We start from the raw sequence: 13,598 nt of genomic DNA on the forward strand, positions 1-13,598 counted from the left end.
CCGGCACAACCGGCCGGTCAATGACTCAGCGATCCGACTCCGTCCGGCGCCGTTCTGAAGACGTGTGGCGGCGCAAGCTGCTTGACTAGCAAAGCGACACAAGCAAGGGCTCCGGCAACGGCGATCGTCGCGAAGACGCCTACTAGCGTGAAATGCCAGCGTACGAGTTCGGCTACGAGAAACGAGCCCGCGATGCCGCCAAAGCGGGCCATGCCGAGCATCCACGCGACACCGGTGCCACGCCCCTCCGTCGGATAAAAGGTGGCTGCAAGAGCATTCATTGAGGCTTGCGCGGTGTTCATCAGCACGCCGGACACGAGTACGATTGGCACGAGCAAGGCGATGTGTCCCGCCGTTGCTCCAATACAAAAGAGGCTGATCGCAGCGAGCGCGTAGCACGCGGCAACCACGACATTGGCGTTGAAGCGATCCATCAGCGCGCCGCACAGCACCGCGCCGACACCGCCAAGCGGAAACAGTGCAGAGATCAGCGTTGCGCTCTTCAGGCTCAGGCCAGCATCTTTCAGGAGAATTGGCATCCAGTTGATTAACGCATAGATAATCAGGAGACCCATGAAGGCGGCGAGCCATAGCATCAATGAACCGACGATATATGAACGCGACAGCACCAGGCCGAGCCCGTTGTCGCCCGTTTCGGGGGCGCTCTCGCTCAGTGTGAAGCCGCGCGCATTGATTGCTTCATCGGCGATGCGCACGAGAACTGCGCGAATGCGCGCTACGGGCTTGTGATTTGCGACCATGAATCGCACCGATTCCGGCATCTTGAGCAACAGCAAGACGCTGTGAAGTATCGGTGCGACCCCGCCCAGCATCAGAACGCTTCGCCAGCCAGCCTGCGGAACCAGCCACGCCGCAATCAGTCCGCCGCAAGCCGCGCCGAGCGGGAATCCGCAGCACATCAGGCTGGTCACAGTTGCGCGGCGTCGGGTTGTGCAAAACTCGTCCATCATAGTCACTGCGTTGGCCATGGCTGCGCCGAGGCCGATGCCTGTTATGAAGCGCAGCACGGTCAGTTGCACAAGGTTCGTCGAGAACGCGGACGCGACGCTGGCAACACCGAAGAGGACCACGGAGCCGAGCATTAGGGAGCGACGTCCGACACGGTCGGACAAAGGGCCGGACACGAGCGCCCCGAACGCGAGCCCGAACAGCGCGGCACTCAGGACGGGTACGAGGTCGGGCTTCGCAAGATGCCACTCGGTCATTAGCGACGGCGCGATGAAACCGATTGCCGCAGCGTCGAAGCCATCCAGGAGGACAATCACGAAGCACATGAAAAAAATGAGTCGTCGAAAGCGACCGAATGGGTGCTCGTTGATGAACTCCTGGACGTCGACGACCAAAGCACTTTTCATCGTTTGTCTCCTTTGTCGAAGGAGCGCACGTGGCCGCCCATATCGCGGCGGTCGACGCTCAGAACCAACACACGAAACCTGCGCCACATGCAAAAAAGCAGGGCGTAACGCAGGTATCGCTTGGAAGCCGTCGCCGGAGAAGCGACCAATGCGCTGATCAGCCGACTCGCACCCGTCGACCGGTCTGATCAGACTGTTCAATCGCGGATAAAACCTTATGAAGTACCAGCGCGTCATCGAAATTGGGAGCCGTCTGGGTTCCGAGGCGCAGATCGTCAGCCAATAACCGGTATATTCCTGCCACGTTTCGTGCAGCCAGAGCATCTTCAAGACCGAAGTAATACGATTGCGGTATCTCGAGTTCGGTGTAGCCGTCCTGGCCTTTGCGACCCGCCTCCACACGCAGCGGCGAAATGTTCACTGCAGGAACCTGTTCGACCGCTGCGGTGATACGCAGATCCCCTTCGGTTCCATTGATCTCCCACAGCAGACGGGTACCGCGCGGCAATCCACCACGAAGCTGCAAAGACAAAGGCGCGCCAGACTGAAGCACTGCGTTGATCATCACATGATCGGGCGTCTTCATCGGGATGCTCTCTCCCGTTTCGATGATGCTCACCGATTGCCGACGCCGCGACAGTACGGCATCAATCTCGCGGATAGGCCCCAGCACACTTTGCACCGCCGCAATAGCATGTCCACCAATGACCGAGAGCAGGGTCGCGCCATTTTTGGAATCCATGGCGTAAGCGTCACCGCGTGGTATCTGTTCGCCCCAGCTGACCCCCGCGCTGATATAGGTCGACGACAACACGTCTCCGACGTAACCGTCGGCAACGAGCTTGCGAATGAACTCCACTTCAGGTGACGCGATTGCTTGAGTTCCAATAACGGCCGGCACCTTTGCTTTATTCGCGAGAAGAGCAAGCTCGGTTGCTTCGGCAAGTCCATTTCCAAGCGGCCATTCACAATAGACCGTCTTTCCAGCCTCGAGCGCCGCCGCGACCACTTCCTTATGGTATGGAACCTTTACCGTTACAACCACGACATCAATGTCTGGAGACGCAACGAGTGCCGCCACGCTCTCGAAAGCACGTGGAATGTCAAAGGCGGCGGCGGCGGCCTGCGCGCTCGCCAGGCTGGTGTTCGCCACACCGGCAAGTTCGAACACGTCAGGCAGCGCACGCAAGGCCGGAATATGAGCGGTAGTGGCCCAGCCTCGCTCAGCGCTCAAGCCAACGATACCCACACGAAAACGTTTATCCATTGCTCCCTCTAAACCAATGTGTGACTTCCATACCGACCATCAGAGACCGCTAGGCATTGCTTACACAAGCCCGCACTTGTACGATGGGTCATCCTTATCGCGGCGCCCGGCGTTGGAGTTCTCCAACGGTGCCGACTCGGCTGAGACTGCGTCCGAGCGCTGGGAGTCCAGTACGACAACACGGTCCGCAATTCGCCACTCGCCGTTACGTCGTTCTACTCGGTCCACATATCGGACGTTCACAATCCAATCCGTTGCCAATTTTCCGTCGACGGGTTTTGTCCTGTGTATTGCCTGCGCGTAGTGCTCCGCATAAGCGACGTCGCCATCCACCTGAACGTACTGGTTGCCGGTGAAGTGCTGCGTGCACTCAAAGTTCGGCAGCAGTTCCGCAGCCCATTCAATGAAACCTTCCACGCCTCCGTTATAGGCGCCGTGCCGATCGATCGCGTCCGGGTGATAGCACGAACGCACAAGGTCCCAGTCCATCCGGTCAATGCCCCGGCAGTAGCGGATATGAATGCGCTTGATTTCAGCCTCGTCCAGAAACTGTTGAAGCCTGTTATCCACTTTATGGCTCCTTTTTCTCGTTAGGAACGATGAAGCTCGCTCGGATGCGGTCCGTATTCGCCCGTTTCCATCAACTGTGATGCCGCAATCGCTTGCGGCGTCCAACGAAGCGTTGCCCGCGTTTCCAGCAACCAGGCCTGATAGGTCTCTGGAACGTTCTCGGGCGGCCCGTGATGAATCACACCTTTTGGCACCCAGGTCAACGTGCCGGGCTCCGAACATCCGCCCCAGACACCAGGCCCACGCACGTAACAGATCACCTCGTCGAAGTCCGCATTGACGTGAATCGGCGGTCGATTCGAGATGCGTGAACTGAGGTTGAATAACAGAACATCGCCCGTGCTGGATGACAAAAACTGACTCGGAGGTCCGCCATCAGGCGAGTAGGTGAGCAACTGAATTTTGTTCAGGTTGAGCTTCCACACCGGAACGGATTCCGACAATTGCATGCCGAGAGAGAGCGGATCATGCGGCATCGTGAACACCGTATTCTCTCCATCGATGGCCTTCAGCACCAGTTTCGTCTGACTGCCTGCGGGAATGTCGGGACCCACCTTCGCATACTCCAGGTCCCGCGCGACATTGATCATTCCCGTGGGCGCCGGAGGCGCAAGTTTCAATGCCGATGGGCTTTCGACAATGAGGCTGCGCATGGTGTCGCCCAAAGGCGCGTAGCGATACGCTATCGAGCGCGGGATGCAAACAAAGTCGCCTTCATCAGCCGTGATGCAGCCAACGTCCGTTTCGAATTTGACGCTACCCGACTGGATGAAATGGATTTCGTCCGCCTCCACATTTCGAACTACAAACGGCATCGGCTTGCGCCGGCCAGACACATGCAGCTTGACACCCAGTCTGGACGTCGCCACGGTGGTCGGAAGCGCATCCGCGCTGTCCCGATCGTCTGGTATCAAACGGTCAAGGACCGCCCGCCGCGGTGCATGTGGCCCTTCCACAGAAAGATAATCTGGCGCGTACGTCGACCGGGTAACGACAGAAAATACGCCCATGAACCCATCCCGGGTCCACAGTTGCACAGGAGGCTCTGCGCCTTTTGTCTGATCACTCATTTGTCACTCTCCTCGGTTGTAGAACGCTCAAGGTCGGCGTGGCCCATGGAGCATCCGGGCATGCGTCGACACGCCAAGGCCTGAAGAACAACTGGTTCTGACTTTGTAGCAGTTACAGAATCCGATCAACAACCGTATTGCCAAGATTCCCCGCATTGCACGACCACGTCAACGTCGAACAACCACTCTTTCAAAATGACGCCGCGCTCGCGGCGTCATGGCAACCACACGTTATTAGCGCGCTGGCTTTCCAATCAGCGCCCGGTACTCGTTAGCAGTTGCCGGAGTGCGTCCGAGAAGACCGGCAATGTCGCGCGCCATCGTGAACATCTCAAGATTGCTCTTGAGGCGCTCGTCTCTGTTCGGGTACTTCCACGGCGTGTCTTCCGTGCCGACGCGGATATGCAGACCCATCATGGTGGCGAGGGTGGTCATATAGAGCGATGCGCGGCCCGCCGCGCAGACGCTGATGACCGAGGTCGGATCGATCTTGCGAATCTGGTCGACCATCAGGAACATGTGCTGCGTCATGTCCTGAGCGTCGCTAACCCAGGTGCCCGACACCAGCGTGCGGCCGACGTTGAACGGCAAGCCGTAGAGGATCAGCCAGTTGTACGGCTTCTTGAGAATGCCGGTATCGATCAGCTTGCGCTTGGCAAGTTCGATTTCGCCGGAACTGTGGACTGCCAGCTCGGGCTTGACGCCTACCTCCTCGAGCGTTGCGACGGCCGGCACCGCAAAGGCCTCCGGATGGCCCGGCGCGCACGGCGCGACTTCGGTCAGGCCTTCGCGAGCGGGACTCATGCACATATCGAATGTTGTGCCGTGCAGCACGTTCACGTTCGGGACGAAATCGTTGCCGAAGCGGGCGCGCAGCGGCTCGATAACCTGCTTGTAGGCCTCGACCGGCAGGATGTCGCGATCCATGCGGCGCCCCTGTGCGTCGGTCATGAACGAGAAGTCGATGTGAACGCCGCAGGCGCCGGCTTCGATCACGGTGGTCGCTTCATCCACGTACGCCTGGAAGGACGTCGTGTCTTCAAAGCGTCCGGAAACCGCGGCGTTGATTGCGACCTTCTCCGGCACGTCCCACTTGGGCTGCAACTCGGCTCCTGCAATGAACTGGTACTCCTCCATTTCGCGCTTGGCGGCTTCCCACAGTGGCAGTTTTTCCATGATGATGATCCTCGACGTAGGTAGTGAAGTAAGGGCTCGAATTTTTCCGAACCAGCGGCAATCAGATAGGCATCGGACGTTCCGACGTGGCTGAAGGCCTCATCAAATGACAGAGCCGTAAACTCACGAAAGTCCACCGCCCTCCCAATCGAATCATTTGTGTTAAAATGATTCTTCGCACGATCGATTTACATCGAATGATGCACTCAAGAACTAACAAAGTCAAGGGCACCAGGGAATCCCCTGGAAAGACGTTCTCACTGAGTTTTTCCGGGCGGCCCGGCGCGTAGCCGGTTCAAACTATCTGTCGAGGAATGAGCGAATGGCTAAGTCCTACCCCACCGCAATCGATATGACCTTCGAAGCGATCGAGTCGCCTTGCGGCTCAGCGGAAATGGAACGACGGGAAATCTTCGACGATCGCGGCCGAACCGTCCCGTGGATGACCCGAACACTGCATCGGCTGTACAACGTCGAGGCGCAGAAGATCCTCGACAGGGAGAAAATCTCCATCGCACATTGGTACTACCTGCGGGTGCTGGCCCAACGCGGTGAATTGAATCAACTGGAACTGAGCAAACGCGTGGGGATCGCCTCGACCACTGCTGTGCCGGCTTTGGACAGTATGGAAAAGCGCGGCTTGGTAACGCGAACTCGCGATCCGAAAGACCGGCGCAAGTACTACGTCAGTCTCACTGACGATGGCAGACGTCTGGTTGATGAACTATTGCCGGAGATCATCCGGATGCTTTGCAGTTCGTTTGATGGAGTAACGCCCGAGGAGACGTGCGTCTTCTGGAAGGTCATGCATCAGGTCGCGCAAAACCTCACGGACAGGGCCAGTGACGGCACAGTCGAAGACTAGATCGTGAGCGCTGGCTTGCGGGGCGCACAGTCCCCGATCAGTACGCACGGAGAAGCAAAGCGAACTGCGGCCTGGCTGCCGCAGTTCGGAACATAGCTAAGTGTTACAGGCCCGGTGCGTGACCCGAACGAGAGGTCCCAGCCGTTGCGCCGCCATAGCCCACCTCACCACTTTGCGCCGCGGCATTCTGTGCTGCGACTTTCTTTTCAGCAGCTTGAATGTTTTCCGGGTAATGCACCGCATCACGCGGGTTATAGCCGGCGCTCTCAACCTGAGAGAGTTCTTCACGCACCTGTGCTCGGCTGAGCGATTGACTGGACTGCGCGAACGACGCAACGGGCGCCGCTATCAGGGCTGCGATAAAGACCGCCTTAGTGAACGACTTCATGATCATGTGCCTCTAAAATTGTATGAGTGGCGTGACGAAACAGCTTGTGTGCCACGGCTAGAAACAGTCTAAGAGAAAGAGCCACCTGGGGTAAGTACTCATGCCACCGATTCACCGTTGCATGGCGAACAACAGTCTGGACGCGACACGTCGCCCCGCTTCATATGCCGAAACAACTGCTTAGCCTTCCTCATCTATCACTGCGGACCATAGGCGTTGGGCAATCGAAACTGGCGTGCATGGTTCCGCACACAAAAGCAGGTTCGCCCACGCAGCCCAACTCAAATTGATGGTGGCGTTGTACGCCGCCACAGTCACGCAAGCGCTGCCAAATCACCCCTACACCCTTCGCTAGGGACATTCCCTAGGGTTCTTGACTTTATTCATCCCGAAACACATTATTCGATATGAATTCATCGCACATAGCACGATTTAGCATAAAACTATGCCGCAACGGGCATTGGACACAGGACGCACGCTTTCTGGCATGTCCAAATATCTGAACCAATGTTTCATCAAATAAATAATATAGGATTGCCAAATTCTCACCACGGACTGATGCCGGGATGTATGGCCTGTTCCGGTTTTCGCTATCGCGCAACTCGTCTGCATCTGTTCGCGTTCGAGCTTTATCACTAGCGCGGCTTGTGTTCAAAAGATCACTGCTGGGTTCGAGATTTTCCTCAACTCATTTTTCGAATCCGACTTCATTACCTACCTTGAGGATCGTCATGTTCGATATGTTTCGAGTCTGGCAAGCTGCAGCGCCAAAAATGCAGACCCAATTCATTGCGGATGGAGAGTCGTCTGTCGGGAAAAAAGTCTCCACAGACCGCCCGGTCAGGCACGTCGGCGCATGCCGTACGCATCGGCGAGCCGTTCCACACTCGCTGCGCCACATTGCACTGCTCATCTCGGCTGGCCTGATTGGTACTGCCGCACACGCGACAGACGATTCCCTGACGAACCGCCAAAGCGACATTACTCCCCTCTGCGGCGCGAAGCCGATGATTGTCGGCGTGTCCGATGGATACGGTGGTAATACCTGGCGAAAGACAGGTCTGGCCGAGGTCAAGGACGAACTCAGCCGCTGCAAGAACGTCAAGCGGATCATCTACAGCAACGCCAACGGCGATCCGCAGAAGGCAAACTCCGACATCAACAGCATGGTCGCACAGGGCGTCAATGTGCTCATCATGCTTCCGGATTTTGGCGCAGTACAACTTCCGGCCATGCGCGCAGCCATGAAAGCGGGTGTATCGGTCGTACCGTATTCGGCACAGATATCCGGGGTAGCCGGACGCGACTACGTCGTCAACGTCGTCGGGGACACTAAGCAGATTGGTGTGCTTTGGGCCAACTGGCTTGGAACAAACCTCAAGAAAGGCAACGTGGTGTTCGTGGGTGGATCGCCTGGCGCTGCCGGATCCCGCAACTTCATGGACGGCCTGAAGGCCGGCCTCGATAAATACCCGAACCTGAAGCTATTAAATGATCAGTTTGTCGTGACGAACTGGAATCCGGTGGACGCGCAAAAAGCCACCGCAGGCCTGATCGCCCAGTACCCGCACATCGACGCCATCGTCACAGACTATGGCGTGACCGCGCTTGCCGCTGCGAAAGCATTCGAGCAGGCACATCTCCCGGTGCCCGCCATCGTAACCATCGCAAGCGATAACGAACTGAACTGTCACTACCTGTCGGCCAAGAAGTCGGGGACCGCATTTCCGTACTACACCCTCGATGGCACGACAACTTACGTGCGCTTCGCAGTGCGGCATGGCGTCGCCAGCTATCAAGGCACCGCTGATAACGAATCGCCCTCAGTACTTCCTTTCGCCTACGCCGACAGTGCCAAGGGCCTCGATCCCAAGTGCGATCCCAGCGCGCCGCCCGATGCCGACCTGTCCTCCGCCCTCCCCCCTGAAAAGCTCAAGGCAGTATTTGAGCAGTAAAGCTCGAGGCGAATCATGAACGATCAGAACACTCTGCTTCAGATTGATGGTGTCACCAAAGTCTTTCCCGGTGTACGGGCACTTGATAACGTCACGTTCTCGGTGCTCGCGGGCGAAGTGCATGGTCTCGTCGGCGAGAATGGCGCAGGTAAGTCCACTCTCATGGCGGTTGCGTCCGGTGCGCTCGTCCCGGAAAAAGGACGCGTCGTTATCAACGGCGCAGAAACTAAAGGCGACACCGACGCGGCGCGGCGCCTCGGCTTGGCGATCGTGCGACAGGAACCGGCTCTCATGCCCGATCTGACTGTTGCCGAGAACCTTTATCTCGGCGTGCCGATCGAACAACGCCCTTCTCTGATGAACACCGCGCAATGGGCACAACAACTCCTGCGGCAGTGGAGTGACGACGTCGCGATCGATGCAAACGAGCGGGTTTTGAGCCTGAATCCCGAGCAACGCTTCATTGTCGAGATCGTGAAGGCGCTCGCCGCCAAACCGAAGGTTCTCGTTCTCGATGAGCCCACCGAGCATCTGCTGGCGGAAGACGTCGACCGTCTATTTGAGCACATTCGCAAAGTGACGGCAGCGAGTTGCTCGGTCGTCTATATCTCGCACCGCATTCGCGAAGTGCAGAAGATCGCCAACCGCCTGACCGTTTTGCGCGACGGACAAGGACAAGGCACGTATGACGCTGCCGGTCTCAGCGAACAACAAATCGTCGAACTCATCGTTGGCGGGGCGCTTGACCGGGAGTTCCCCGCGAAAGCCGGACATGAGCGCGCCGGCGTGGTGCTTGACGTGGTATCGCTGCGCGGCGCTGGCTTCACTGACGTATCGGTGCAGGTCAGGAAAGGGGAAATCGTGGGGCTGGCCGGTATCGACGGCAACGGACAGCGCGAATTCATGCGCGCCCTCGCCGGCCTTGCCAGAAGCCGTGGCAGCATCACCGTCAACGGAATACCAGCGAAAATTCAGACGTCTCAGGCCGCCGCCGCTTCGGGCATTCGCTACCTCCCGGGTGACCGCCATCGGGATGGCATCTTCGGCGAATTATCCGTACGTGAGAATTTCTCACTCCGCAGTCTTCCGTTCGATTCCATTCATGGCTGGATCAACCAGAGAAGCGAAGCGAGACGCACCAAACTGGCAGTAACAGGTTTCGCGGTCAAGACACCGACCGTCGAAACGCCCATTCGCTCGTTGTCAGGAGGCAATCAGCAGAAGCTGGTGCTGGCCAGCGTCCTTGCGAGCAATCCCGAGGTTCTGCTCGTCGACGAACCGACCCAGGGTGTGGACATTGGCGCCCGGATGGAGATTTACAAGGTGCTTCGTCAGGCTGCCGCAGCCGGCACCGCCGTGATCGTGGTTTCGTCAGATGCGCTTGAGGTGGCGGGTCTGTGCGACCGTGTGTCGATCTTCTCTCGCGGGCATATCGTCAAGGAACTGCACGACACTGCTGTCAACGAAAACAACATCACGTCTGCGGTGCTGACTGCGACCACGGAGCGCGAGAGAGGTTCGGCTAGCATCCCAGGATTCTGGAAGTGGGCATCGGGAGATTGGGCGCCCCTCGTCATGCTCGCACTGGCAGTTTGCGCACTCGGCATCTATGCCACGCACGTCAACGATACCTATCTGTCCGCTCGCAACCTGAGCGGGATGCTGGCGCTCGTAGCGACATTGGCCATCGTTGCATACGGGCAGCAAGCACTCATGCTCGTTGGAGGTATCGATCTATCTGTTGGACCACTGATGGGGCTGATGGTCGTTATACAGTCGTTTTTCCTCAACGACGGCGCCTCAATGATGCACCAGTTGTCGGGATGGGTGATTGTTATTCTGATCGCAGTCGCAGTCGGGGTTGTGAACTGGATACTGGTTGACCCATTCCGATTGCATCCAATGGTCGCAACGCTAGCCACCTACATGGCGTTGCAGGCGGCATCCCTCCTGTTACGCCCGGTTCCAGGCGGACTGATCGCGGATTCGGTGGTCGAGGCAATCGGTACGCAGGCCGGCTTTGTACCAGTTATCGCGATCTTCGCTGTTGTTCTCGCGGTCGCACTCGAGTTCGCTCTCTTCAAGACCCGGCTTGGGCTCACGTTTCGCGGCGTGGGCTCGCGGGTTGAAGCTGCCCGCATGGCAGGTGTGCGTCCACATCGGACCTTGCTTGCGGCGTATGTGGGTTGCTCGCTCCTCGCTGGCGTAGCCGCCGTGCCGATGATGGCGCAGGTTGGGTCCGGCGACCCGAGTTCGGGCATCAACTACACGCTGGCTAGTATTGCGGCCGTCGCCATCGGCGGGGCAAGCCTGTTTGGCGGACGTGGGTCCTTTGTCGGCTCCCTGCTTGGCGCCCTTCTCATCGTTCAGGTCAACGTGGTCACGTCATTTCTGGACATTGGAGATTCGTGGCAGTCGTATCTGTTGGGCGGGATGATTCTGGCATCTGTCGCACTCTATTCGAAGAGCAGAGAAATGGCGGTGGCAAAATGAGAAAGATCATGGACAATCAGGCATACGTGTTTTCGGATCTCGTGCGGTCATTCTTTGCGAAGTCGAAGTCAGTTCGGGCGCCAGGATTGGGTGAGTTCTGGTGGATCTGGGTCGGACTGATCCTTCTCTTCGCCGTCAGCTCAGTGATCGCACCAGGCACCATGACCCGTGGTTCGATTCTGGCCATGCTCCCGTTCGCAGGCATTCTCGCCATTGTCGCAACGGGACAGACCCTGGTCATCCAGCAGCGGGGGCTCGACATGTCAGCAATTGGCATGGTCTCGCTCGCTGGCGTGGTGATGGCTCGAACCGGATTTGGCTTTGATTCCATTGTCCTTGCAGTGATTCTCACGGTGTGCGTGGGGATGATTGTCGGAATCGTCAATGGAACACTGGTTTCGAGGTTCGCAATTACTCCATTGGTTGCAACGCTGGCGGTCAACGCGCTTCTCATTGGGGGCGTCCGTTCGCTAACCGGCAATGTTCCGGTCAATGTCCCGGTCATCATGCAAACCGTCTCTCACGCACAACTCGTTGGCTTGCCAGCCAATGTGCTCTTTGCGTTCGTTTTCGTGGTAACGGCCTGGGTCATCACCCGCAAGACTGCCATTGGCCGCAGATTTGTCGCTGTGGGCGTCAATCCGCGTGCGGCCGAGGCCGCGGGGGTAAGAGTTCTGCAATACCGGATCGGTGCTTATGTCGCGTCTGCAGTGTGCTTCTCTGCCGCCGGAATGCTACTCGCAGGCTTCATTGGTAGCGCGTCGCAGACGTCGGGCAACGACTATCTGCTTCCCGCCATCGCGGCTGTAGTTGTCGGCGGCACACCATTCACTGGTGGAAAAGGCAGCGTTATCGCTAGCGCGGTCGCGGCGCTGTTCATGGCGCAACTCGGCCAACTTGTGCTGGCACTTGGTGCGGGGCCCGCAGTTCAGTTGCTGGTGCAGGCGTGCGCGATTCTGCTCGCAACCACTGTTCGCCATCTGCCAACGGCAGTAAAAACGTTTCGCAAAAAATCGTAGTGAACAGTAGTAACTAAGGTCCACGCCGTTCTCTTCCGGGCACGCGTTGTATTGGCTCGAAAGACAGGCGATTCGGGTAGGGGACCCGGGAGCGAGTAGTCTGTTGGACGCGTCGTTGGACTGCATCGTCAGCATGCGAATGACTTTACCTGTTTCAGATCGGCGGTGGACGAGCGGAAGCTGCTCCTAGAAACCACTTGTCCGACCGGTTCAACGTTGCGCCTGAACGTTGGACCTGACTTTGCAAGCCGATTGCAACGGCCCGATAGAGGCCGTCAGGCAATCTCTGGAGAATCTATTTTATCGTTAGGATAACGAAATGCGAAAGATTATTTATTGCGCATCATTGATGGCTTTCTGCGCCTGCAACACCTACGCACAGAGTACTGTGACCCTGTATGGACGCGTCGCATCTGGTCTCGATTTCGTCACGAACGTCGCAACGCCAAATGGCCAGTCGAAGAGCAATTTCAGGTTCGGCAGCAACCAGTATGGATACAGCTGGTTCGGCCTGAAAGGTGATGAAGACCTCGGAGGCGGCCTGCATGCTGTCTTCAAACTGGAAAGCCTTTTTACGTCCGGCACAGGTCAGATCCCGCCAGACACGATCTTCACCCGCGATGCATACGTAGGCCTCTCCTACGATAAGTATGGCAGTATCTGGTTCGGACGGGCAATGAGCCTCACCGACGAGACGGGCTGGTACATCGACCCGTTGGGGGAACAGGTAGGCATTGGAGTCGGCAACTTTGCATTCGGGCGAGCGTGGGGTCCGCGCTCAAACGTCGTCACTTACAATTCGCCTAACTGGGCCGGCTTCTCCTTCCGCGTGCAGGACGGATTCGGCAACGAGGCTGGCAATTTCCGTGGCGGACGCCAGTTCAGTGTGAGCGCCCAGTACACGCTCGTGAATTTTGCTGCCTACGGTGTATACGAAGAAGTTCGCGACGCCAACGGTAAATTCTCCAGCCTGTATGCGGCATCGCGCGAATACATGGTGGGCGCCACCTACCAAGTGGGTGGACTGAAGTTCTATACCGGCTTTCAACAGCTTGTCTCGTCTGGGCAAGATACAGTTGCCGATTCTTTCAATCCGTCTGCCGCCACGCGGAGCCAGCAGGAGTGGATTGGCGCCTCGTATCAGGCGACCCCTGCCCTCGCCTTCCAGGCCGGCTGGTATCACGGCAACGTAAATCATGGCGGCGGCACGGGAAATCTCGGTGCCATCGGCACCACCTATAACTTGTCGAAACGGACATTCCTCTATCTGACCTTTGGCGAGATGTTCAACGGGAAGAATTCGGCGTTCCCGGTTGAAACGGCCGACTCCCAACCGCTGCCGGGCCACAATCAGCAAGGTGGCTACATCGGCATCATGCACTTCTTTTAACCGCTGTTCTGCTGACGTACAGGCATCTG

At 57.8% G+C, this 13,598-nt stretch carries 11 protein-coding genes; 5 read left to right on the plus strand and 6 right to left on the minus strand.

Features of this window, described 5'->3' with window-relative positions; all coding sequences use genetic code 11:
• Positions 1-17: 17 nt before the first annotated feature.
• The 5 genes from AYM40_RS11880 to AYM40_RS11900 form a co-directional block, all read right to left on the minus strand.
• Complete coding sequence (locus AYM40_RS11880; RefSeq protein ID WP_063496393.1) at positions 18-1,376, minus strand: MFS transporter; 1,359 nt, start codon at positions 1,374-1,376, stop codon at positions 18-20.
• Between the two features lie 157 nt (positions 1,377-1,533).
• The gene (locus tag AYM40_RS11885; protein ID WP_063496394.1) at positions 1,534-2,643 is read right to left on the minus strand and encodes a Gfo/Idh/MocA family protein; all 1,110 of its coding nucleotides are present in this window, start codon (positions 2,641-2,643) and stop codon (positions 1,534-1,536) included.
• Positions 2,644-2,703: 60 nt separating this feature from the next.
• Positions 2,704-3,213 carry a nuclear transport factor 2 family protein gene (locus AYM40_RS11890; protein WP_063496395.1) on the minus strand — a complete coding sequence of 170 codons (510 nt, stop codon included), beginning with the start codon at positions 3,211-3,213 and terminating at the stop codon, positions 2,704-2,706.
• A 20-nt stretch (positions 3,214-3,233) separates the two neighbouring features.
• Positions 3,234-3,878, minus strand: a complete 645-nt coding sequence (locus AYM40_RS42415) for a hypothetical protein (protein WP_236720824.1) — start codon at positions 3,876-3,878, stop codon at positions 3,234-3,236.
• Between the two features lie 639 nt (positions 3,879-4,517).
• Positions 4,518-5,462 (minus strand): 3-keto-5-aminohexanoate cleavage protein, encoded by a 945-nt coding sequence (locus AYM40_RS11900; protein ID WP_063496397.1) that lies wholly within the window; start codon positions 5,460-5,462, stop codon positions 4,518-4,520.
• A gap of 319 nt (positions 5,463-5,781) precedes the next feature.
• On the opposite strand from AYM40_RS11900, the gene AYM40_RS11905 reads away from it, so the two are divergent.
• Positions 5,782-6,324, plus strand: a complete 543-nt coding sequence (locus tag AYM40_RS11905) for a MarR family winged helix-turn-helix transcriptional regulator (RefSeq protein WP_063496398.1) — start codon at positions 5,782-5,784, stop codon at positions 6,322-6,324.
• 103 nt (positions 6,325-6,427) lie between these two features.
• On the opposite strand, the gene AYM40_RS11910 is transcribed toward AYM40_RS11905, so the two are convergent.
• Positions 6,428-6,712: a DUF4148 domain-containing protein gene (locus AYM40_RS11910; RefSeq protein ID WP_063497973.1), complete on the minus strand. Its 285-nt coding sequence runs from the start codon at positions 6,710-6,712 to the stop codon at positions 6,428-6,430.
• Positions 6,713-7,443: 731 nt separating this feature from the next.
• Between AYM40_RS11910 and AYM40_RS11915 the strand changes: the two genes are divergently transcribed.
• The 4 genes from AYM40_RS11915 to AYM40_RS11930 all read left to right on the plus strand — a co-directional run bounded on the left by AYM40_RS11915 (position 7,444) and on the right by AYM40_RS11930 (position 13,569).
• The gene (locus tag AYM40_RS11915; RefSeq protein WP_063496399.1) at positions 7,444-8,667 is read left to right on the plus strand and encodes a substrate-binding domain-containing protein; all 1,224 of its coding nucleotides are present in this window, start codon (positions 7,444-7,446) and stop codon (positions 8,665-8,667) included.
• Between the two features lie 15 nt (positions 8,668-8,682).
• Positions 8,683-11,160, plus strand: coding sequence for an ATP-binding cassette domain-containing protein (locus tag AYM40_RS11920; protein ID WP_063496400.1), 2,478 nt, complete (start codon positions 8,683-8,685; stop codon positions 11,158-11,160).
• Positions 11,161-11,246: 86 nt separating this feature from the next.
• Positions 11,247-12,179 carry an ABC transporter permease gene (locus AYM40_RS11925; RefSeq protein ID WP_236720825.1) on the plus strand — a complete coding sequence of 311 codons (933 nt, stop codon included), beginning with the start codon at positions 11,247-11,249 and terminating at the stop codon, positions 12,177-12,179.
• A 319-nt stretch (positions 12,180-12,498) separates the two neighbouring features.
• Complete coding sequence (locus tag AYM40_RS11930; RefSeq protein WP_063496402.1) at positions 12,499-13,569, plus strand: porin; 1,071 nt, start codon at positions 12,499-12,501, stop codon at positions 13,567-13,569.
• Positions 13,570-13,598 lie beyond the last annotated feature (29 nt).

It is taken from the genome of Paraburkholderia phytofirmans OLGA172, assembly GCF_001634365.1.
In the GTDB taxonomy this organism is placed as follows: domain Bacteria; phylum Pseudomonadota; class Gammaproteobacteria; order Burkholderiales; family Burkholderiaceae; genus Paraburkholderia.

Coding starts and splice junctions, on each gene's coding strand:
- AYM40_RS11880 (WP_063496393.1), bottom strand. CDS start 1,376: ATGAAAAGTGCTTTGGTCGTCGACGTCCAGGAGTTCATCAACGAGCAC.
- AYM40_RS11885 (WP_063496394.1), bottom strand. CDS start 2,643: ATGGATAAACGTTTTCGTGTGGGTATCGTTGGCTTGAGCGCTGAGCGA.
- AYM40_RS11905 (WP_063496398.1), top strand. CDS start 5,782: ATGGCTAAGTCCTACCCCACCGCAATCGATATGACCTTCGAAGCGATC.
- AYM40_RS11910 (WP_063497973.1), bottom strand. CDS start 6,712: ATGAAGTCGTTCACTAAGGCGGTCTTTATCGCAGCCCTGATAGCGGCG.
- AYM40_RS11915 (WP_063496399.1), top strand. CDS start 7,444: ATGTTCGATATGTTTCGAGTCTGGCAAGCTGCAGCGCCAAAAATGCAG.
- AYM40_RS11920 (WP_063496400.1), top strand. CDS start 8,683: ATGAACGATCAGAACACTCTGCTTCAGATTGATGGTGTCACCAAAGTC.
- AYM40_RS11930 (WP_063496402.1), top strand. CDS start 12,499: ATGCGAAAGATTATTTATTGCGCATCATTGATGGCTTTCTGCGCCTGC.